Annotated in this window: 13 protein-coding genes; 5 read left to right on the forward strand and 8 right to left on the reverse strand. The window is 69.0% G+C overall.

From position 1 onward, the window contains the following. Positions 1–41: 41 nt before the first annotated feature. On the forward strand, positions 42–1322 hold the full coding sequence (locus tag CFB50_RS12885; protein ID WP_089446141.1) for an O-antigen ligase family protein: 1281 nt from the start codon (positions 42–44) through the stop codon (positions 1320–1322). Positions 1323–1468: 146 nt separating this feature from the next. Here the strand turns inward: CFB50_RS12885 and CFB50_RS12890 are convergent, their stop codons facing one another. The 3 genes from CFB50_RS12890 to dnaE all read right to left on the reverse strand — a co-directional run bounded on the left by CFB50_RS12890 (position 1469) and on the right by dnaE (position 7752). Beyond that, positions 1469–2647, reverse strand: a complete 1179-nt coding sequence (locus CFB50_RS12890) for a glycosyltransferase family 9 protein (RefSeq protein ID WP_089446142.1) — start codon at positions 2645–2647, stop codon at positions 1469–1471. Between the two features lie 175 nt (positions 2648–2822). Further along, positions 2823–3914: a glycosyltransferase family 9 protein gene (locus CFB50_RS12895; protein ID WP_089446143.1), complete on the reverse strand. Its 1092-nt coding sequence runs from the start codon at positions 3912–3914 to the stop codon at positions 2823–2825. 307 nt (positions 3915–4221) lie between these two features. Beyond that, positions 4222–7752 carry a DNA polymerase III subunit alpha gene (dnaE, locus tag CFB50_RS12900; protein ID WP_089446144.1) on the reverse strand — a complete coding sequence of 1177 codons (3531 nt, stop codon included), beginning with the start codon at positions 7750–7752 and terminating at the stop codon, positions 4222–4224. 216 nt (positions 7753–7968) lie between these two features. Between dnaE and CFB50_RS12905 the strand changes: the two genes are divergently transcribed. Together CFB50_RS12905 and gluQRS are read left to right on the forward strand one after the other, a co-directional pair. Then, a complete protein-coding gene (locus CFB50_RS12905) occupies positions 7969–8823 on the forward strand; it encodes a sulfurtransferase (protein ID WP_089446145.1) in 855 nt (284 codons plus the stop codon). A gap of 20 nt (positions 8824–8843) precedes the next feature. After that, a complete protein-coding gene (gluQRS, locus tag CFB50_RS12910) occupies positions 8844–9737 on the forward strand; it encodes a tRNA glutamyl-Q(34) synthetase GluQRS (RefSeq protein WP_089446678.1) in 894 nt (297 codons plus the stop codon). Between the two features lie 185 nt (positions 9738–9922). Here the strand turns inward: gluQRS and CFB50_RS12915 are convergent, their stop codons facing one another. From CFB50_RS12915 to purT, 4 genes are all read right to left on the reverse strand, one after another. Continuing rightward, positions 9923–11503 (reverse strand): DEAD/DEAH box helicase, encoded by a 1581-nt coding sequence (locus tag CFB50_RS12915; RefSeq protein ID WP_089446146.1) that lies wholly within the window; start codon positions 11501–11503, stop codon positions 9923–9925. 394 nt (positions 11504–11897) lie between these two features. After that, positions 11898–12278: an MliC family protein gene (locus CFB50_RS12925; protein WP_089446147.1), complete on the reverse strand. Its 381-nt coding sequence runs from the start codon at positions 12276–12278 to the stop codon at positions 11898–11900. Positions 12279–12359: 81 nt separating this feature from the next. Next, positions 12360–12545 carry a DUF6726 family protein gene (locus tag CFB50_RS12930; protein ID WP_069248523.1) on the reverse strand — a complete coding sequence of 62 codons (186 nt, stop codon included), beginning with the start codon at positions 12543–12545 and terminating at the stop codon, positions 12360–12362. Between the two features lie 18 nt (positions 12546–12563). Continuing rightward, positions 12564–13778, reverse strand: a complete 1215-nt coding sequence (gene purT, locus CFB50_RS12935; protein ID WP_089446148.1) for a formate-dependent phosphoribosylglycinamide formyltransferase — start codon at positions 13776–13778, stop codon at positions 12564–12566. Positions 13779–13991: 213 nt separating this feature from the next. On the opposite strand from purT, the gene CFB50_RS12940 reads away from it, so the two are divergent. Together CFB50_RS12940 and CFB50_RS12945 are read left to right on the forward strand one after the other, a co-directional pair. Beyond that, on the forward strand, positions 13992–14537 hold the full coding sequence (locus CFB50_RS12940; RefSeq protein ID WP_089440712.1) for an META domain-containing protein: 546 nt from the start codon (positions 13992–13994) through the stop codon (positions 14535–14537). A gap of 159 nt (positions 14538–14696) precedes the next feature. Further along, positions 14697–19631: a DNA translocase FtsK gene (locus CFB50_RS12945; protein ID WP_089446149.1), complete on the forward strand. Its 4935-nt coding sequence runs from the start codon at positions 14697–14699 to the stop codon at positions 19629–19631. Between the two features lie 100 nt (positions 19632–19731). Here CFB50_RS12945 and CFB50_RS12950 read toward each other — a convergent pair whose 3' ends face one another. Next, positions 19732–20976, reverse strand: coding sequence for a lactonase family protein (locus tag CFB50_RS12950; RefSeq protein ID WP_089446150.1), 1245 nt, complete (start codon positions 20974–20976; stop codon positions 19732–19734). Between the last annotated feature and the right edge of the window lie 93 nt (positions 20977–21069).

The raw sequence follows: 21069 nt of genomic DNA on the forward strand, positions 1-21069 counted from the left end.
ACGACGTACGCAAGCCGCATTCGTCCATTCGACAGGTTCCGATGCTTTCGTTTTCCGCTCCCGCCTCGCGGCGCCTGACCGCCGCCCGCGCATTCGCCGTCGCCGCGCTCTGCATGGTGCCCGTCTCGACCGCGCTGACCAACGTGTTCTGCGGGCTGTTCGCCGCCGCGCTCGTGATTTCCCCCGAATTCTGGCGCGACCTGCGCTCGTTCGTCACCGACCCGGCCTCGCTCGCGGCGCTGCTGATCCTGGCCGCGCTGGCCGCCAGCGTCACCTATACGGTCGCGCCGCATAACAAGGCGTGGAACTGGGTCGCCAAGTACGACAAGCTGCTGTTGCTGCCATTCGCCGTGCTCGCCTTCCGCCATTCGAACTGGGCGCCGATCGTGCGGCGTTGCTGGTTCGGCACGCTGTGCGTGATCCTGCTGTTGTCGACCACCAACTATCTCGGCCTGACCGCGATCGGGCCCGCGCACGCGACCGAGCTGCCGCTGTCACGCGCCTGGGTGTTCAAGAACCACATCGCCGCCGGCATGTTCGGCGCGCTGCTGTTCTACCAGGCGGCCGATCTCGCGTTGGCGGCCCGCACGGCGCTGTCGCGTGCCGCGTATGCGGGCGTTGCCGCGTGGTCGCTCGTCAACGTGTTCGTGATGCTGCAGGGACGCACCGGGCAGGTCATCGCGCTGCTGCTGATCCTCGTCGTCGCCGTGCGTTTCGTGCTGTTGCTGCGCCGGCAATCGGCGCTGCGCGCGGGGCTCGCCGCCGGCGTGTTCGTGCTGGCCGGCATCGCGCTCGTGATCGCCGCGTGCACGGTTCACAACGGCCGGCTGACGAAGGTCGTGACGGAAGTGCAGCAATACCGGCAAAGCGATGCGGCCACGTCGACCGGTCTGCGCCTCGAGTGGTACAAGAAGGGGCTCGAACTGTATCGCCAGCACCCGGTGATCGGCTATGGCGCGGGCGGCCTCGAATCCGAATTCGAGAAGCTCACGGCCGGCAAGACGGCGGCCGAAGGCCAGCTCACGTCGAACCCGCACAACGAATACCTGCTGATGGCCGTGCAGCTCGGCACGCTCGGCCTGGTGCTGTTCGTCAACCTAATCGTGCAGATTGCGCGCGGCAGCCGCACGCTCGATCCGCGCTCGCGGCATCTGCTGCTCGGCTGGCTCGCGATCTTCGCGATCGGCAGTCTCGCCAATTCGCTGCTGCTCGATTTCGCCGAAGGGCACCTGATCGTGCTGCTGGCCGGCATCCTGCTCGGCTGCGGCGAGCGCGCCGAGGCGCTGCCGCGCGAAACGTCGGCGATCCGGCGCAGCGCGTAACGCGCAGCGGCGGTACGCCCCGCCGGCGGCCGGCTTCGGCCACCGCGGCGCGTTCACGCTCGATCTTCGACGGAAACGGGCCGGGCGGCTGGCTCGTCGCCAAACAAGCCGCCGGCAACCGGCAGGAAACGCGCGTCGCCCGCGCGTCAGTCGGATCCGGTGCGATGCAGTCGCGACGTATCGACGACGGCTTCGGCCGGGCCCGGCGGATTCAGCCCGAGCATCTCGGCCGCCGCGGCTTTCACGCGCTGCGCACCGAGATTGACGAGGCAGTCGCTGCGGCTGTCGACCTTGCGCTCGCAGCCCTCGTGCCGGCACGGCACGCAATCGCCCTCTCCCTGCAGCAGCCACACGTTCCCGTGCCGCCCCGAACCGCGCAGCGGCCAAGGATTCTCGGTCGCCGGCCAGTGCTGCGGCCACGGCCCCCAGCGCACGGGGTCGGACGGGCCGAACAGCGCGATCGTGTCGGTGCCGGTCGCGGCCGCGACGTGCATCGCGCCGGTGTCGGGCCCGATGAAAAGCCGTGCGCGCCGCACGAGTTCGGCGCTTTCGCCGAACGTCAGGCGACCGACCAGGTTCAGTACATCGCCGCCCGCTTCGGCTGCGACCTGCTCCGCATACTCGCGCTCGCTGTCGGCCGGGCCGCCCGACAGCGCGACCGCAAAGCCGTGCTCGCGCAGCCAGCCGATCATCTCGACCCAGCCGTCGAGCCGCCATTGCTTGTAGCGGAACATCGGATACGGATGCAGGACGACCAGCGGCTTGCCGGCGCGGATCGCCGGCGATTCGGCCAGCCACGCGTCGAAGCGCGCGCGCCGCGCCGGATCGTCGCCGATGCCGGGCGCGACGACCTCGGACACCGGCTCGATGCCGATCACGGGGGCGAGCGCCAGCGTGCTGACGACCGTATGCGCGGATTCGTGGTGATTGATCGCGATCCCGTTCAGCATCATCCGCGTGAGCCACGTCACGCGGTTCGGATCGACGAGGCCGACCCGCTTGCGGCCCGCGAACCAGCTGTAGAAGCGCGGCCGGTCGGAGCTCAGCGCCGCGCACGCGAGATCGTAGCGACGCCACATCGACAGCGCGTCGCGCAGCCGCTCGCGGAATCCCGCGCGTTGCGCGACGACGATCACGCGCCGCACGTCCGGATTGTGCTCGAGCACGCCTTCGGTGCCGCGAAACACCAGCATGTCGATCTGCGCTTCAGGCCAGCGGGCCTTCAGCGAACGGACGAGCGGCGTCGTCAGCAGCACGTCGCCGATACGGCGCGGCGCGGCAACGAGGATGGTTCTGGGCGGGCGGGCAGAAGAAAACAGGGCCACGGCGGGTGTGTCTGGCTGGCTGAACAAGGCTGGCAATGTACAGGATTTTGCAGCAGCCGGCGCGACAGGGCGAATCGGCGGTGCGGTTGCCCTGATACGGCCCCGCTCGCCCGGCCCAACGCGGCAGGCGCACCGCGCGCCGGTGGCGTACGCGGTGCCTGCGATGCCCGTGGCGCTACGAAGCGATGGTCATGATCACCGGCGTCGCAGCCGCAGCCGCCGGCTGCGCGTGTACGGCGTCTGCCAACGGTTCGTCGCGATGGGCGGCCTGCGGCAGCAGGTGATTCACTGCACGCTCGACCGCGTCGACGCCGATCGCGTCGACGGTCGCGCCAGCGCGCAGGATCACGTGCGGCACGCCGAGCGGATGCCAGCGCAGGTATTTCTCGGGACGGTCCTCGAACAGCGCGGCGACGGGCACGCCGAGTGCCGACGCGAGATGCACCGGGGCGCTGTCGGCGGAGACGATCACATCGAGCAGGCTCGCCGCGGCCACCAGCTCGGCGACCGACGACGGCGCAACATGGCGCGCGCACACGTCGCGCCACGAGTCGTCCTCGGGGGCATGGCCGACGGCCGGGTCGCGGAACACGATCACGTCGGCGTACGGCGCGAGCCGCTCGGCGAGGTCGCGCCAACGATCCGCCGGCCAGCGGCGCTCGACCGCCTTGTTCGTGACGAACAGCCCGACGCGCGGCTTCGTGCGCGCGCCGAGCAGCCGGTGCCACGCATCCTGCAGCGCGCGGTCGGGATGAACCGACAACGCGAGGCGGTCGATATCGGCGCGGCCGAGTTCGGGTACGAGCCGGAAACCCGACAACGCCTCGTGGCACATCGGCCGCTCGGCGACATGCTCGGGCTTGCGATCGTCGAATTCGGTCTCGGCATCGTGCCAGCGGCAATCCTTCGCGCCGATCTGGCGCGCGAACTGCACGCTGCTGCGATGCATGCCGCCGTTCGGCACGACCACGAGGTCGAACCGCAAGCGACGCAGGCGGCGCACGAGCCGCAGCCGGTCGAAGAGCGCGCGCATCCGCCCGGGACGGTCGTTGCGCTCGCATTGACGGCTATAGACGTAGGTGTGGATCGTGTCGACGTCCGGGTTTCCCGCCAGCGCGGCCGCGTTGTAGCGGTTCGCGACCACATGGAGTTCCGCGCCGGGCCAGCGCTCCTTCAGCGCGCGGAGAAACGCCGTCGTGCACAGCATGTCGCCCAGAAAATCGATCCGGATCACGAGGATCCGCTGCATCGGGTTCACATTGGCCATGGTCAAGTGGGGACTGTCAGTTTTTTGTCGTCGCGACGAGCCATTTCACGGCGTCCGGTTCCGGGACGGCCTGGTCGCATGTCGCCGCTCGCCGCACGGATCCGCCCCCGCTTATGTGCGCGATACCGGCGCAATCCGCCCGACAAGCGGCGGTCAGCGCCACGTTCGTGCGGCTAGCGCCGGATTGTATAGCGTCCGGATGGCCAGCCCAAGACCCGTTTGCGTGAACATGCAAAAACGGCCCGCGCACCGCACGATGGCGATGCGACGGGCCGCATGGCGCGACAGCCGGTTGGCGAAGGCGCGATCAGTACGTGATTTCGACGACGCTGCCGTCGAACGTCGCACGCAGCTCCGCGAGCAGCACGTCGCTCGGCTTCACGCGCCATGCGTCGCCGAGGCGCATTTCACCCTGTGCCCGCGCGTTGCTGTAGTGGACCTGGACCGCAAGCCCGTTCGGCAGCGGCGCCTGCGGGCGACGACCGCCATCGCGCCCGCCGCCGCGCGGTGCCGGCGCCTCGACCACGTTCGCCGCCGGATCGTCCTTCGACACGTGCGGCTCGAGCACGCGGCGCAGTGCGGCCGCGTCGGCGTTGCCGTTCATCGTCAGCCGGACGGCCTGCGCATAGCGGCTGCGCGCGCGCTCGAGATCCATCACGGTATCGGCCGTGAAGCGGATGCCGCCCGTGAACGCATCGTTGCGCGCCTGCCCTTGCACGATCAGCAGCTCGTCTTCCTTGAACAGCGCCTTGTTCGCCTCGAACTGCTCGTTGAAGATCGTGATCTCGCACTGGCCCGAGCCATCGTCGAGCAGCGCGATCAGCATCTTGCCGCGCTGGGTCATCTGCGTGCGCAGCGACGCGATGATGCCGGCCACGAGCTTGTCGCGCCCTTCCTTCAGGTCGCCGACCTTCTGCCGCACGAAGCGGCGCACCTCGTCGCGATACGCGTCGAACAGGTGGCCGGACAGGTAGAAGCCGAGCGCGCCCTTCTCTTCCTGCAGGCGGCGCTTGTCGTCCCACGCGGGCTCGTCGACGAGCGCATGCGCGTGCGGCGACTCGGCGCCCATGTCGAACAGGCCGGCCTGCATCGCGTTCGCCTCGGCCTGGTCGGCCGCTTCCATCGCCAGCGGCACCGACGCGATCAATTGCGCACGGTTCGGGTTCAGCGAATCGAACGCACCGGCACGGATCAGCGCCTCGACCGTGCGGCGGTTGACGACACGCCGGTCGATCCGCTCGCAGAAGTCGAACAGGTCGGTGAACGCCTTTTCCTCGCGGGCGCGCAGGATTTCCTCGATCGCGTTCTGGCCGCTGCCCTTCACCGCGCCGAGGCCGTAGCGGATCGTGCGCGAGCGCCTGCCGTCGGCTTCGGCGACCGGCTCGAAGCGGTAATGCGACTGGTTGATGTCCGGCGGCAGCACGGCGAGGTTGTTCACGACGCAGTCGTCGAACAGGATCTTCACCTTGTCGGTGTCGTCCATCGCGAGCGTCATGTTGGCCGCCATGAATTCAGCCGGATGGTGCGCCTTCAGCCACGCGGTGTAGTACGCGAGCAGCGCATAGGCGGCCGCGTGCGACTTGTTGAAGCCGTAGCCCGCGAACTTCTCCATCAAGTCGAAGATCTCGTCGGACTTCTCGCGCGTGAGGCCGTTCTTCGCCGCGCCCTCGGCGAAGATCTCGCGGTGCTTGGCCATCTCCTCGGGCTTCTTCTTGCCCATCGCGCGACGCAGCAAGTCCGCGCCGCCGAGCGAGTAGCCGCCGATGATCTGCGCCATCTGCATCACCTGCTCCTGATAGACCATGATGCCGTAGGTCTCTTTCAGGACGGGTTCGACGCGCGGATCCGGATAGTCGACCTTCTCGCGGCCGTGCTTCCGTGCGCAGAAGCTCGGGATCAGGTCCATCGGGCCCGGACGGTACAACGACACGAGCGCGATGATGTCCTCGAAGCGGTCGGGCTGCGCATCCTTCAGCATGCCCTGCATCCCGCGGCTTTCCAGCTGGAACACCGCGACCGTGTTGGCCTTCTTCAGGATCTGGAACGAGGCGGGATCGTCGAGCGGCACCTGCGCGAGCGACCAGTCGGCCTTCGACGGATCGAGGCGGCGGATGTAGCGCTCGGCCCAGTCGAGGATCGTCAGCGTCGTGAGACCCAGAAAGTCGAACTTCACGAGGCCGACGGCTTCGACGTCGTCCTTGTCGTACTGGCTGACCACGCCGCCGTCGTCGCCCTGCGTGTACAGCGGGCAGAAATCGGTCAGCTTGCCGGGCGCGATCAGCACGCCGCCCGCGTGCATCCCGACGTTACGCGTGAGGCCCTCGACGCGCTGCGCGAGATCGAGCAGCTGGTGCACCTCGTCCTCGTGGTCGTAGCGCTCCTGCAACTGCGGCTCTTCCTTCATCGCATCGGCGATCGTCACGTGCTTGCCCGGCTTGAACGGGATCAGCTTCGCGATGCCATCGGTGAACATGTAGCCGAGGTCGAGCACGCGGCCGATATCGCGCACGGCCGCCTTCGCGGCCATCGTGCCGAACGTGGCGATCTGCGACACGGCGTCTGCGCCGTACTTCTCCTTCACGTACTGGATCACGCGGTCGCGGCCGTGCTGGCAGAAGTCGATGTCGAAGTCGGGCATCGACACGCGTTCCGGGTTCAGGAAGCGCTCGAACAGCAGGTTGTAGCGAAGCGGGTCGAGGTCGGTAATGCCGAGCGCGTACGCGACCAGCGAACCGGCGCCCGAGCCGCGGCCCGGGCCGACCGGCACGCCGTTGTTCTTCGCCCAGTTGATGAAGTCCGCGACGATCAGGAAGTAGCCCGGGAAGCCCATCTTCGTGATGGTCCCGCACTCGAATTCGAGGCGCTTGTAATACGTGTCGCGCTGCGCGTCGCGCTCGGCTTCGACCGGATACAGCTGCGCGAGACGGGTCTCGAGCCCTTCCTTCGACAGCTGGACCAGGTAGTCGTCGAGCGACATGCCGTCCGGCGTCGGGAACAGCGGCAGTTTCGGCTTGCCGAGCTCGAGCTTCAGGTTGCAGCGCTTCGCGATTTCGACCGTGTTCGCGATCGCCGACGGCAGGTCGGCGAACAGCGCGACCATGTCGTCCTGCGTGCGGAAGTACTGGTCGGTCGTGAAGCGCTTCTGGCGCCGCGGGTTCGCGAGGATGTCGCCTTCCGAGATACACACGCGCGCCTCGTGCGCGGTGAAATCGTCGTCGGTCATGAACTGCGTCGGGTGCGTCGCGACGACCGGCAGCTTCAGCGCCGCGGCGAGCGTCGCGGCCTGCTGGATGTAAGCCTCGGCGCCCGGCTGGCCGTAACGCTGCAGCTCGATGTAGAAGCCGCCCGGGAACACCTTCGCCCAGCGCTCGGCGTGACGGCGCGCGGCGTCTTCGTTGCCCGCGGCAAGCGCGAGCCCGATATCGCCCTGTTGCGCGCCCGACAGCGCGAGCAGCCCTTGCGAGAGTTCGCCGTCGAGCCAGCTCGCGTCGAGCTCCGCACGGCCGCGGTACTGGTTCGTGAGCCACGCCTTCGACAGCAGCTCGCACAGATTCAGGTAGCCGACCTTGTCCTTGACGAGCAGCAGCAGCCGCGACGGCTTGTCGCGGTCGTCCGGATTGGCGATCCAGACGTCGCAGCCGGCGATCGGCTTGATGCCCTTGCCGCGGGCTTCCTGGTAGAAACGGACGAGGCCGAATGCGTTGCCGAGATCGGTGAGCGCGAGCGCGCCCTGACCGTCCGCGGCCGCCGCCTTGACGATGTCGTCAATGCGCACGATGCCGTCGGCAATCGAGAATTCGGAGTGAACGCGAAGATGGACGAAGCGAGGATCTGACATGGGCGCTATTGTAGCCGCCCCGCCGCGCAGGCTGCCCAAAAAATCCCCGCGCTGGCCGTTCGGCCGATGTGCGCGACCGCCCGTCGCATGGCTGGCCAAACGGCAGGGTGCCGGCCTGAGCGCGGTTTGCGGGATAATACGGTTTTTCGAATCAACGCCCCGGCTTCGCACCCTTTTTTGCGGGCCGCCGTGCGGCCGTTTTCCCGTCGGACCATCATGACCATCGTCAACCTCGCCGCCTACCACTTCGTGTCGCTCGACACGAACGAGCAATGGCGCCCGCTCGTCACCGCCCGCTGCAACGAACTCGGCCTGCGCGGCACGATCCTCCTCGCGCCGGAGGGCATCAACCTGTTCATCGCCGGCACGCGCGAAGCCACCGACGCGTTCATCGCGTACATCCGCCACGATCCGCTGTTCGAAGGCAAGTTCGCGACGCTGCAGTTCAAGGAAAGCCTGTCCGACTCGCAGCCGTTCCGCCGCATGCTCGTGCGCCTGAAGCGCGAGATCATCACGATGAAGAAGCCGGCGATCAAGCCGGAACTCGGCCGCGCGCCGTTCGTCGACGCGAAGACGCTGAAGACGTGGCTCGATCGCGGTCACGACGACACGGGCCGCCCGGTCGTGATGCTCGACACGCGCAACGCGTTCGAAGTCGACGTCGGCACGTTCGACGACGCGCTCGACTACCGGATCGACAAGTTCAGCGAATTCCCCGAAGTGATCGACGCGAACCGCGCCGACCTCGAAGGCAAGACGGTCGTGTCGTTCTGCACGGGCGGCATCCGCTGCGAGAAGGCCGCGATCCACATGAAGGAAATCGGCATCGAGAACGTGTACCAGCTCGAAGGCGGGATCCTGAAGTACTTCGAGGAAGTCGGCGGCGCGCACTATCACGGCGACTGCTTCGTGTTCGACTACCGCACCGCGCTGAACCCGCAGCTCCAGCCCACCGAGAACGTCACGTGCTTCGCGTGCCGCGCGGTCGTCACGCCGGAAGCGCAACAGTCGCCGAACTACGTGCCCGGCAAGTCGTGCCCGGCCTGCGCACCGGCGGCCAGCGCCGCGTAAGCGCGCTGCCCCGCACCCCGATGACCGGCTATCGCGGCCGCTTCGCGCCGTCGCCCACCGGCCCGCTGCATTTCGGCTCTCTGGTCGGCGCACTCGCGAGCTGGCTCGACGCGCGCGCGCACGGCGGCGCATGGCTCGTGCGCATCGAGGATCTCGACGGCCCGCGCACGGTGCCCGGCGCCGCCGACGACATCCTCGCGACGCTCGCGCATTTCGGCATGACGCCCGACGAGCCGCCCGTCTGGCAAAGCACGCGCGATGCCGCGTATACGGCCGCGCTCGAGCGGCTCGTCGCGGCCGGGCTGGTCTATCCGTGCGGCTGCACGCGCAAGGAAATCGCCGATTCGCTGCGCGCCGCGCACGAGCGCCACACGACGCTCGCCTACCCGGGCACCTGCCGCACCGGCCTGCACGGCAAGCCCGCGCGCGCGTGGCGGCTACGCGTGCCGGACGGCGACGACGCGATCGTCACGTTCGACGATCGCTGGCAGCACACGCAATCGCAGAACCTCGCGACCGAAGTCGGCGATTTCGTGCTGAAGCGCGCGGACGGCCAATGGGCCTACCAGCTCGCGGTCGTCGTCGACGATGCCGACGCGCACATCACGCACGTCGTGCGCGGCGCCGACCTGCTCGACTCGACCGCACGCCAGATTCACTTGCAGCGCTGCCTCGGCGTGCCGACGCCGCAATACCTGCATGTGCCCGTCGTCGTCGATGCGAACGGCGAAAAGCTCAGCAAGCAGACGGGCGCGACCGCGCTGGAACGCGACGATCCGCTGCCGGCGCTGCAGGCCGCGGCCGCACACCTGGGCCTCGCCCCCGACGGTGCGCTCGCGGGCACGACGCTCGATACGTTCTACGCCGCCGCCACGGCCGCATGGGCGATGCGCTTCGGGCCGCAGGCCGGCTGACGCACACGGCGCACCGGTTTCGCGGCGATCGGGCGCAAGCCTGATGCCGACTGCATCGCCCGCCGCCGGCGCCCCGCGCCCTCCCCCAAGCAAACCGCAGCCCCAATGAAAAACGGGCACATGCTCATCGCATGCACCCGCTTCTCCTGCAGCGCTCGCGCGCCGCGCCGTCACGTCCGCCCGGCTTACGCCGACGGCTTGCGCGGCATCCCGAACCCGCCGAGCAGCGCGGCGACCTGACGCTTCGGCCCCTTCTTCTCGGGCTGCTGCGCAGGCTGCGCGTCGTCCTGCTGCTTCGCCGGCGCCGACGGCTCGTACGGCTTCAGGAAGAAATCGTCGACCGGCGCTTCGTGGCGACGGTGATGACCGCGCTCGGAACCGCCCGGGCGGCGCCCCGATGCACCGCGATGCTCGTCGCGATCGCGACGGCCGCCTCGTTCACCGCCTCGTTCACCGCCTCGTTCGCCACCGCGCTCGCTGTTGCGATCGCCGCCGCGGTCGTTGCCGCGCTCGTCGTGACGATGGCGCGCCGGCTTGTCGAGCGCGAGCGTCTGCACTTCGAGCGGACGCTTGATCAGCTTCTCGATATCGGCGAGCTGCTTGCGCTCGTTCGGGCTGCACAGCGACAGCGCGTCGCCCGTCGCACCCGCACGGCCGGTACGGCCGATCCGGTGCACGTAGTCTTCCGCGCTGAACGGCAGGTCGAAATTGATCACGGCCGGCAGTTCGGCGATGTCGAGGCCGCGCGCGGCCACGTCGGTCGCGACCAGCGCCTCGATCTCGCCGCGCTTGAACGCGTCGAGCGCCTGCATCCGCTCGATCTGCGTCTTGTCGCCGTGGATCGCCGACGCGACCACGCCGTCGCGCTCGAGATTGCGCGCAAGCCGGCTTGCGCCGATCTTGCTGTTGCAGAACACGATCACCTGCTTGAGGCCGCGATCGCGCAGCAGTTGCACGACGGCCGCCTGCTTGTCGCCTTCGGCGACGTCGTAGACGATCTGCGTGACGTTCGCGTTCGTCGAGTTGCTGCGCGCGACTTCGATCGTCTGCGGGTTGCGCAGGTAGGTCGACGCGAGCTTCTTGATTTCTCCCGAGAAGGTGGCCGAGAACAGCAGCGTCTGGCGCTCCTTCGGCAGCAGGTTCAGGATGCGCTGCAGATCCGGCAGGAAGCCCATGTCGAGCATCCGGTCGGCTTCGTCGAGCACGAGGATCTGCACCTGGCCGAGGTTCGCCGTCTTCTGCTGCACGTGGTCGAGCAGGCGGCCCGGCGTCGCGATCAGGACCTCGACGCCGCGGCGCAGTTCGGCCATCTGCGGGTTCATGTCGACGCCGCCGAACACGACCGCGCTGCGCAGCGGCGTGTGCTTCGCATACGCGTGCACGTTCGCGGCGACCTGGTCGGCGAGTTCGCGGGTCGGCGTGAGGATCAGCGCACGCACCGGGTGGCGCGCCGGAGACGCGCTCGTGTTGGCCTGCGGCAGCAGGCGCTGGATGATCGGCAGCGAGAAACTCGCGGTCTTGCCGGTGCCCGTTTGCGCGGCGCCCATGACGTCGCGGCCGGCGAGCACGACCGGAATGGCCTGCGCCTGGATCGGCGTCGGCGTCGTATAGCCCTGCTCCGCAATGGCTTTCAGGATATCGGCGGCAAGGCCGAATTGATCGAAGGTTGCGTCGACGGGCTTGGCGACAGAATCGGACATGGTGGCGTTTCGCTCAAAAGGCGCGGCGGGGACATCGTGCGTCAGGCCAGCCGGGCCTGCGCTCATCACAATTCGGAAATAGACGGAGCCGCGGCGCGCCGCGCGGCGCCGCTCTGGCGCTTGGGACCGGTTCAATGTGAACGCTGGACGCCAGGCCGTGCGGACTCCGTTCGGCGCGAATGCCGGCGGAAAGGGCCGTATTGTAGCACTGCGCGGCCATCTGTCCGTGACAACGCGGCGAACGGCCACAACGGCGGTTCGCGCGGCAGGCCCGGGCTGACCCGCGCGGTAGACGGCTGACCCGATCGGACTAGCCCGATGGGCCGGCGGATGATTTCAGGGGTCCGATCGTGGATCGCTTGGTCGAATCGTCTGCGGCCAGCCTGCGTACCGGGCCATCAGGCCCGGGAACCGGCCGTCGAGCGGCACCGGCAGCACGATCCACGTTCCCGCCCGGCGCTCAGCCCTTCTTCTTTTTCTTCTCGACCTGTACGCAGTCGCCCAGCAGCGGCGGCGCACTCTGGTCGGCGATCTCGTCGCGCAGCGTCGCTTCCTTGCCCTTCGTCCACCACGTATAGCGGCCGGCCTGGTAACGCGCGCCCGACGCCGACACGGTATCGACGAACAGCATCTGCTTCCCGTTGACCGGCACGAGCGCGAAGCTCTGGCCGTTGCCCGCGAGCCAGTACGACACGCGCACCGGCTGCTTCTGGTTCGCGCACTGGTAGACGGTGAACTGGCGCGAATCGGCGTCGATCTCTTCGACGGTCAGTTGCGCGGCATGCGCGACGGAAACAGCCGTGCCGGCGAGCACGAGCGCGGCGAGGGTTTGGCGAATCATGCAGGTCCTCTCACGAAACAGGTGGAAACGCGCCCTCGCGGGGCGCGTGATTATTGTTGGCGATCGGGTCGGGTAGCGGGATTAGGGATCGATGACGTCGGCACACGCGTCGGTCGGTGCGGCTGCGACATGGCCGACGAGCGGCACGATCTTGAGCCCGGCCGAGGCCACCCGGCACGGTGCGGCCGCGAGCCCGCAACCCGCGAGGTTCACTGCAAGCGCCAGCGCGGCGGCCAGCTTCCCGATACGCAGCCACTTCGGCGTCATCGTCCTCTCCTGATTACGTCAGCGGGTCGACACGGGCCGGACGGCCGCGGCGGCACGCTTCGCGCGTTCGCGGGCTTCGTCGACGGTCGCGCCGGTCGCCAGCGCGACGCCCATGCGCCGCTTCGCGAAACTTTCCGGCTTGCCGAACAGGCGCAGGTCGGTGCCCGGCACCGCGAGCGCGTCGCGCACGCCCTCGAACGCGATCCCGCGCTCGTCGAGCCCGCCGTAGATCACGGCCGACGCGGCCGGCGTACCCAGCGCCGGATCGACCGGCAGGCCGAGAATCGCACGCGCGTGCAGCTCGAATTCCGACTGGCGCTGCGACGCGAGCGTGACGAGGCCCGTATCGTGCGGCCGCGGGCTCACCTCGGAGAACCACACGTCGTCGCCGCGCACGAACAACTCGACGCCGAACATCCCGCGCCCGCCGAGCGCCTCGGTGACCTTGTGCGCGATCTCGCGCGACTTCTCGAGCGCCACCGCGCTCATCGGCTGCGGCTGCCATGACTCGACGTAGTCGCCCGCGACCTGCACGTGGCCGACCGGCTCGCAGAAATAGGTGCGCGTGGCGTTCGTCGCCGGATCGATCGCGCGCACGGTGAGCTGCGTGATCTCGTAGTCGAAATCGACGAAGCCCTCGACGATCACGCGGCCGTGGTTCACGCGTCCGCCCGCCATCGCGTAATCCCACGCCGGCTTCACGTCGGCCTCGGTCTTCACGACCGACTGCCCCTTGCCCGACGACGACATCACGGGCTTGACGACGCACGGCATGCCGATCGTCGCGATCGCCGCGCTGAACGCCTCGAACGAATCCGCGAACGCATACGGCGAGGTCGGCAGGCCGAGCTCCTCGGCCGCGAGCCGGCGGATTCCTTCGCGATTCATCGTGAGCTGCGTCGCGCGCGCGGTCGGGATCACTTCGGCGAGGCCGGCGGCCTCGATCGCCGCGAGCGCGTCGGTCGCGATCGCCTCGATCTCCGGCACGATCAGGTGCGGGCGTTCGGCTTCGACGATCGCGCGCAGCGCGGCGGCGTCCGTCATGTCGATCACGTGCGCGCGATGCGCGACCTGGTGGCCCGGCGCGTCCGGATAGCGGTCGACCGCGACGACTTCGACGCCGAGCCGCTGCAACGCGATGATGACTTCCTTGCCGAGTTCGCCGGCGCCGAGCAGCATGACGCGCGTGGCCGAGGGTGAGAGCGGCGTACCGAGCCGCTGACCGATCTGCATGTGATTACCCGCTTCTGGTGGAGGACGAAAACGGCTCCGATGTTAACACGCGCCACGGCGCCGGTTTTGCGCGTTTCGCCGCGCCGGCGCCCGGCCGCGGGCCGCTCGCAAGCAGGCTGCGAACGTTTTCACGCGTGAAGTGTCGGCTCGCCTGCCGCGGGGCGGGTGCGTTACTCTTACGCCTTGATCAGAATCCGATGAGGAACGAGGCTCATGTCCCACCTGTCCGCCGCCGCACGCGCACGCACCGGCCTGCTTCGCCCGTTGCGCGCGCCGCTCTGCGCGTTGACGCTTGCCACGCTTCTCGCCGCCTGCGCGATGCCGACCCACCCCGATTCCGCCGCCCCCGCACCCGACCCGTACAACCCGGCCGCCGTCCAGCTGCTCGACGACACGAGTTGGGAACTCACCAGCTGGCTGAATGCCGACGGCACGCAACGCGCGATCCCGCACGGCGACAACGGCGAGCCGATCAAGCTCGCGCTGTCGACCGACTCGGGCATCCGGCGCGCCAGCGGGTTCTCGGGCTGCAATCGCTACATGGGCACCTATGCGATCAAGAACGGCCTGTTGAGCTTCGGGCCGCTCGCCGGCACGCGGATGGCCTGCCCGAATACGCTCGGCGGCCAGCTCGAAACCGCGTACCTCGACGCACTGGCCCACGTCGACAAGACCGGCGTGCAGATGCGCGAGCCGCAGCAATTGCAGATCGTGACCACATCCGGCGCAACGCTCACCTTCACGCACCGGAGCCCCTGATGCACGGCGCGCGCGGAGGCCGACCGACCGCCTTCGCGTGGCGCGCACACGCGTCGCGCGGCGTGCATCGGATGCACGCCGCGTTAGAGTCTTGTTCGCCGGCCGGTTAAACTCGGCGGGTCGCGCCCCGCGCGCCCCTCCCCACTCCTGTTTCAAAGCATGCACACGGTTGTCTTCGGCTGGTTCGGCATCTCCGCCGTCTGGTTCCTCCTTCTCTTCTGGCGTCTCGTGCAGGCGATACTGCCTGGCGGTGTCGGGCTTGCCGGCCGCGGCTCGATCCGTCTGTGGCTCGGCTTCGCCGCGGTGTTCGTGGCGAGCTGCACGCTGACGAGCCCGCTGTCGGGCCCCGACACGAACGCGCTCGGTCATGCGTTCTCCGCAGGCTTCGCCCACGTGCTCGGCCCGATCGGCACGCCGGTCGCGATGGTCGTGCTGTTCTTCGCCGGGCTGCCCTGGCTGACCGGCATCGGCTGGCGGCAGTTCGCCGCGTGGGTCGATACGTCGTTCGGCGTCAAGCTGGCGCGCGACGGCGGTGACGACGAAGCGCGCGGCATCGCCGACCTGCCACGCAGCGCATTGCATCGCGACGACGACGTCGTCCAGCCGACCACCGCGCATACCGTCAATTCGATGGCGCCGCGCCAGAACGGCCGGTATTCGCGCCCGACGCTGTGGAAACCCGACCCGCAGGCGCGGCCGAAGCCGCGCAGCAGCACGCCTGCGCGTCCGCACGTGGAACCCGTGGCGCCGTCGGGCTGGTTGAAGCCGGCCGCGCCCCAGCGCAGCCTGCCGACACCGCCCGCGCCGATCACGCCGGCCAGCGCGATGCCGCCGCCGACGACCGGCAGCACCGCCAGCCTCGCGCGCGCAGCAGCGAATTCGCAAGTCCCGCGGCCCGATCCGGCCCCGCTTCCTGCCGGATTCGAACCCGTCCGTCCGCGGCCGACTGGCGCGCGACCGGCCACCGCCGCGTTGAAGCCAACCCCGCCGCGTACCACGGTCACGCCGCGGCCGGCCACCGCGCAGCCGCAGCGCCCGCCCGTGCGCCCCACCGCAGGAGCCGGCTCGTCCGGCCTGACGCCGGATGCGGCACGACGTCGCCCGCCGCAGCCAACGCCGGCGCGTGCACCGCTTTATGCGTGGACGGAAAAAACCGCCGCGCCGATTACGCCGGCGCCGAGCGTGCACGACACGCTGCGCTCGATCGAGGCCAGCACCGCGCAGTGGGCGACGCTGGGCGGTGCGCAGGACGATGCCGGGCACGCGGCGGCGGCAGCAGCAACCGTGGCCGGTGTGGCCGCGGCAGCAGCCGGCATTGCAGCGCCCACCGCAGCGGCCGTGCCGACCGGGATCGCCTCCGCGGCCCACGGCCTCGGGGCGCATGACGCCAGTGCGCCGCTCGCCAGCGATCCGGCGCCGGTGTACGACGACAACGCACCGATCGTGCTCGACGCGTTCAATCCGACAGCCCCCGCTGTCCATGCACCGGTCGCCGATACGGGCGCCGTGACGCTCGACGCCGCCGCACCGCCTGCGTCGTCGAATACCGGCGTCGACGATGCCGCGTTCCCGCATCACGCCAATGACGAGATCCGGCACGCCGACGATGCCGCTGCCGCACCGGCATCGGGCATCTCGCCCGCACCGGCGTCCGACGCGCCCATCGACCTCGCGCCGTGGGAGGACCTCGCCAGCCAACCGGTTCCCGCGTTCGACGCATCCGCCTGGAACCCGGTCGCCGAGTCATCGTCCGATGGGACGGGATCGGAACCGGCCCATGCCGCCTTCGCGCAACCGAGGAGCGAGGCGGTTCAAGACCTCGCCGCGAGCAACCCGCCGGCATCCATCGATGCCGACGACCAGTACGCCGCACAACCGGCTCCTGCAATCGATCGCACGGCATCGGCACGCGTGCCGCAGGGCATCGCCGATGCGCACGCCGACGTGAAGCCCGCCGGGAACATCGCGCCGTTCGCGGCCCTCCCCTCTTCGCCGACCGCCGAAACGACGCCGCGCGCAAGTGCCGAAAGCAGGCCGTTTGCGGCGGCGGCACCGGCCGCATCGGGAGCCGCCAAGCCGGACACGATGGAACCTGCGGCACCGACGACAGCATGGACGTGGACGCCTTCGACGGCGCAACCGGCCACGACGAATACGCCTGTCACCGCGGAGTTGCCGAAATCGCCGGTCGCCGCTCAACCGTTTGCCGCCGCGCAAACGACTTCGGCAAGCACTGCGTCGCCGCTCGTCGGCGCCGCGCACGGTTCGACCGTGCAAGCGCCTGCATCCGCCTCGGGCATTGCGCCTGTCGCCGTTACCGCCTCGTCAGAGGGTGTGATCAACACGGCATCCGGTTCGCTGGCTCGACCGGCTGCGTCGACCGTTGCAGCCGTTCCGTCGGCATCTCCGATCGACGTAACCGGCACTGCGTCGACCTCGCTTTCGCAGCCAGCCGCTTCGGCATCGAACGCTCCACCCGTCGCGCCGGCATCCACGATCGGCATGACCAGCGCTACGTCGGCTTCGATTTCGCAGCCCGCCGCTTCGACATCGAACGCTGCATCCGTCGCGCCGGCATCCCCGATCGGCATGACCGGCGCTACGTCGGCTCCGCTTTCGCAGCCAGCCGCTACGGCGTCGAACGCTGCATCCGTCGCGCCGGCATCCACGATCGGCATGACCAGCGCTACGTCGGCTTCGATTTCGCAGCCCGCCGCTTCGACATCGAACGCTGCATCCGTCGCGCCGGCATCTCCGATCGGCGTGACCGGCGCTACGTCGACCTCGATTTCGCAGCCAGCCACGTCGGCATCGACCGTTGCGGACACGACTTACGGTTCGTTCCCCCGCGCCTCAACACCCGCATCGCCCGTTGCGCCCGCCGTGACACCGTCGACGGCCAGCCCGACGGCCTCGGCATCCGGTTCGAGCGCGCCGACGATCGCTACCACGACGCCCGTGAATATCGTGTCCGGCTCCGTCGCTGCGCCGTCCGCCGCACCTGCCCCGACGCATCCGACCACCCCATCAGCCTCGTCGACCGGTACGACGTTCGGCACTTTCGCCCCCTCCGGCACAATCGCATCGCAGCCGGCCGCAGGCCTGCCCGTGCCGCCGGCCCCTGCCGCCACGACGGCAACGTCCTCCGCCGCAGCCGCCCCGATCACCGCCGCCGCGGCGCCTTCCGCGCAACCGATCTCCAGTTCGCCCGTCGCTCCGGCCGGCTCGCTGACGTCCTTCGGCGCAACCACCGCGGCGCCGGCTCCGTCGATCGCTTCCGCACCTGCGGCCATCGAAGCCACGACGTTCGCCACCCCGGCTACCCCAGCCTCGTCGCCGGCAAGCTGGCCCGTGTCGAATGTCTCTGCGGCACCGTCAGCCGCATCACCCGTGGCACCGCCGCAACCCGCAGCAACGATCCCCGGCGCGAGCCTGTCCGCACCGGCGGCAGTCACGACCGTACCGGCGATCCCCACTGCCCCGCCGGCCGAATCGACCACCCCGGCAACCGAACCGACCGCACCTGCCGCAGCCGGCTCCCCGGCCCCCGACACCCCCGCGCGGCAGCCGCGCCCGAACGCATTCGAATTCCACGCACCCGCGTCGTTCAGCGTCGAACTGCCGACGCTCGATCTGCTCGAGCCCGCGTCCGCGTCCGGCGACATCGAAACGATCACCGACGAACACCTCGCGCAAACAGCGCAGGTGATCGAACAGCGGCTGCAGGAATTCAAGGTGCCGGTGACGGTGGTCGGCGCGTCCGCCGGCCCCGTGATCACGCGCTTCGAGATCGAACCCGCGCTCGGCGTGCGCGGCAGCCAGATCGTCGGGCTGATGAAGGACCTGTCGCGCGGCCTCGGCCTCACATCGATCCGCGTCGTCGAGACGATTCCCGGCAAGACCTGCATGGGCCTCGAACTGCCGAACGCGAAGCGCCAGATGATTCGCCTGTCGGAAATCCTCGAGTCGCGCCAGTACCAGCACTCGGCGTCGCAGCTGACGATCGCGATGGGCAAGGACATCACCGGCCACCCGGTCGTCACCGATCTCGCGAAGGCGCCGCACATGCTCGTCGCCGGCACGACGGGCTCAGGCAAGTCGGTCGCGATCAACGCGATGATCCTGTCGCTGCTGTACAAGGCGACACCCGAGGACGTGCGGCTGATCATGATCGACCCGAAGATGCTGGAGCTGTCGGTCTACGAAGGGATCCCGCACCTGCTCGCGCCGGTCGTCACCGACATGAAGCTCGCGGCGAACGCACTGAACTGGTGCGTCGGCGAGATGGAGAAACGCTATCGGCTGATGTCGGCCGTCGGCGTGCGCAACCTCGCGGGCTTCAACCAGAAGATCCGCGACGCGGAAGCGAAGGAAAAGAAGATCGGCAACCCGTTCTCGCTGACACCCGAGGATCCGGAGCCGCTGTCGACGCTGCCGCTGATCGTCGTCGTGATCGACGAGCTGGCCGACCTGATGATGGTCGCCGGCAAGAAGATCGAGGAACTGATCGCCCGCCTCGCGCAGAAGGCGCGTGCGGCCGGTATCCACCTGATCCTCGCGACGCAGCGTCCGTCCGTCGATGTGATCACGGGCCTGATCAAGGCGAACATCCCGACGCGCGTCGCGTTCCAGGTGTCATCGAAGATCGACTCGCGCACGATTCTCGACCAGATGGGCGCCGAATCGCTGCTCGGGATGGGCGACATGCTGTTCCTGCCACCGGGCACCGGTTACCCGCAGCGCGTGCACGGCGCGTTCGTCGCGGACGAAGAAGTGCACCGGGTCGTCGAGTACCTGAAGCAGTTCGGCGAGCCGCAGTACGAGGAAGGGATCCTCGACGGCCCGGCCGCCGACGGCGCGACGCAGGACCTGTTCGGCGATGCGCCCGACGCGGAAGCCGATCCGCTGTACGACGAAGCCGTCGCGTTCGTCGTGCGCACGCGGCGCGCGTCGATCTCGTCGGTGCAGCGGCAGTTGCGCATCGGCTACAACCGAGCCGCGCGCCTCGTCGAGCAGATGGAGGCGGCCGGGCTCGTGTCGGCGATGGGCATCAACGGCAGCCGCGAGGTGCTCGTGCCGGCCGCGGCCGACTGAACGCGGCGGCCGGGCGGCCGCCGTCAACCGATACGGGCGCGCCGGGAAACCGGCCGCCCCGAAAAACGAAGGGCGCTGCATCGGCAGCGCCCTTTTTCATTTACAGCACCGGCACCAGCTTGAAGTCGACCGGCTTGCCGACCGCCACCTTCTGCGGATTCGGGCCGAGTTGCCCCGTTTCGACATTGCGGCTGAACACGTAGAACGTATCGCTGTCCTGGTTGCCGACGATCAGCCACTTGCCGGTCGGATCGATCAGGAACTCGCGCGGCGTCTTGCCGAGGCTCGACTGGCGGCCGACCTGCTTCAACCGGCCGTCGGCCTGGTTCACCGCGTAGATCACCAGGTCGTTCGCGTCGCCGCGATTGCTCACGTACAGGAAGCGGCCGTCCGGCGACAGGTGGATCGCGCCGCCGCCGACCTTGCCCTTGAAGCCCGGCGCGGTCATCGGCACCGTCTCGACCGGCGTCAGCTTGCCGTCGTGGTAACCGAACACCTCGACCGACGCGTTGAGCTCGCTCGTCACGTACGCATACCGGCCGTCGGCGCCGAACACCATGTGACGCGGGCCCGAACCTGCCTTCACCGGCGTGTAGCGCGTGTCGGTCGGGCTGATCAGCCCGCGGCTGCCGTCCACCGTATAGCGGTAGCCGTAGATCTTGTCCGCGCCGAGATCCTGCACGAACAGGTAACGGCCGTCCGGCGAAAACACCGTCGAATGCACGTGCGCGCCGTCCTGGCGGCCCTTCACGGGCCCCGTGCCTTCATGGTGCACGGTCAGCGCGGCCTGGCCGACCGCGCCATCGTCGCGCAGCGGAAACACCGCGAAGCTGCCGCCCGGATCCTTCGCGACCGAGTAGTTGGCGGTCACGAGGTACTTGCCGTCGGGCGACAGCGCGAGATAGCAAGGATCGTTCCCTTCCGCCGACACGCGGTCGATGAAGCTCAGCGCGCCCGTCTTCGCGTCGAAGCGGAATGCGCTGATGCCGCCGCGCGTCGTCGCCGGCCCGTCGTCGCCGGGCAGTTCGTTGACCGCATAGACGGTGCGACCGTCGCGGCTTGGCAACAGGTACGACGGATTCACGGTCTTCGCCGACGACACGGGCGCGACGCTGCCGGTTTTCGTATCGAAGCGGTAAACATAGATGCCGTCGCTGCCGCCCCCCGTATAGGTGCCGACGAGCAGGTTGTAGACGCCGTCGGCCGGGGCGGGCGATTGCTGCGCAAATGCGTGGGTCGCGGAAAGGGAGAGCACGATCGCGAAACCTTTCATCCAGTGAGCGAGCCTAAGCGGGAACCCTCGTGTCGAAGCGCGTGCGTCACGCTCGCGTAAACGGTTGGGCATTGAATCCTCCTTGCATCGAGTCGCTTCAAGTGTTGAGATAGGACGAAACGCCGGCCGTTCATGCGCTCCGCCGCCCGGCCGAGTATACGGGGC

Source organism: Burkholderia sp. AU33423, from assembly GCF_002223135.1.
Classification (GTDB): domain Bacteria; phylum Pseudomonadota; class Gammaproteobacteria; order Burkholderiales; family Burkholderiaceae; genus Burkholderia; species Burkholderia lata_D.

Excerpts from the sequence above, each read along its gene's own strand:
- CFB50_RS12885 (WP_089446141.1), top strand. The coding sequence starts at position 42 with ATGCTTTCGTTTTCCGCTCCCGCCTCGCGGCGCCTGACCGCCGCCCGC.
- CFB50_RS12945 (WP_089446149.1), top strand. The coding sequence starts at position 14,697 with ATGCACACGGTTGTCTTCGGCTGGTTCGGCATCTCCGCCGTCTGGTTC.
- CFB50_RS12895 (WP_089446143.1), bottom strand. The coding sequence starts at position 3,914 with ATGGCCAATGTGAACCCGATGCAGCGGATCCTCGTGATCCGGATCGAT.
- dnaE (WP_089446144.1), bottom strand. The coding sequence starts at position 7,752 with ATGTCAGATCCTCGCTTCGTCCATCTTCGCGTTCACTCCGAATTCTCG.
- gluQRS (WP_089446678.1), top strand. The coding sequence starts at position 8,844 with ATGACCGGCTATCGCGGCCGCTTCGCGCCGTCGCCCACCGGCCCGCTG.
- CFB50_RS12905 (WP_089446145.1), top strand. The coding sequence starts at position 7,969 with ATGACCATCGTCAACCTCGCCGCCTACCACTTCGTGTCGCTCGACACG.
- CFB50_RS12950 (WP_089446150.1), bottom strand. The coding sequence starts at position 20,976 with ATGCCCAACCGTTTACGCGAGCGTGACGCACGCGCTTCGACACGAGGG.
- CFB50_RS12915 (WP_089446146.1), bottom strand. The coding sequence starts at position 11,503 with ATGAGCGCAGGCCCGGCTGGCCTGACGCACGATGTCCCCGCCGCGCCT.
- CFB50_RS12925 (WP_089446147.1), bottom strand. The coding sequence starts at position 12,278 with ATGATTCGCCAAACCCTCGCCGCGCTCGTGCTCGCCGGCACGGCTGTT.
- CFB50_RS12940 (WP_089440712.1), top strand. The coding sequence starts at position 13,992 with ATGTCCCACCTGTCCGCCGCCGCACGCGCACGCACCGGCCTGCTTCGC.
- purT (WP_089446148.1), bottom strand. The coding sequence starts at position 13,778 with ATGCAGATCGGTCAGCGGCTCGGTACGCCGCTCTCACCCTCGGCCACG.
- CFB50_RS12930 (WP_069248523.1), bottom strand. The coding sequence starts at position 12,545 with ATGACGCCGAAGTGGCTGCGTATCGGGAAGCTGGCCGCCGCGCTGGCG.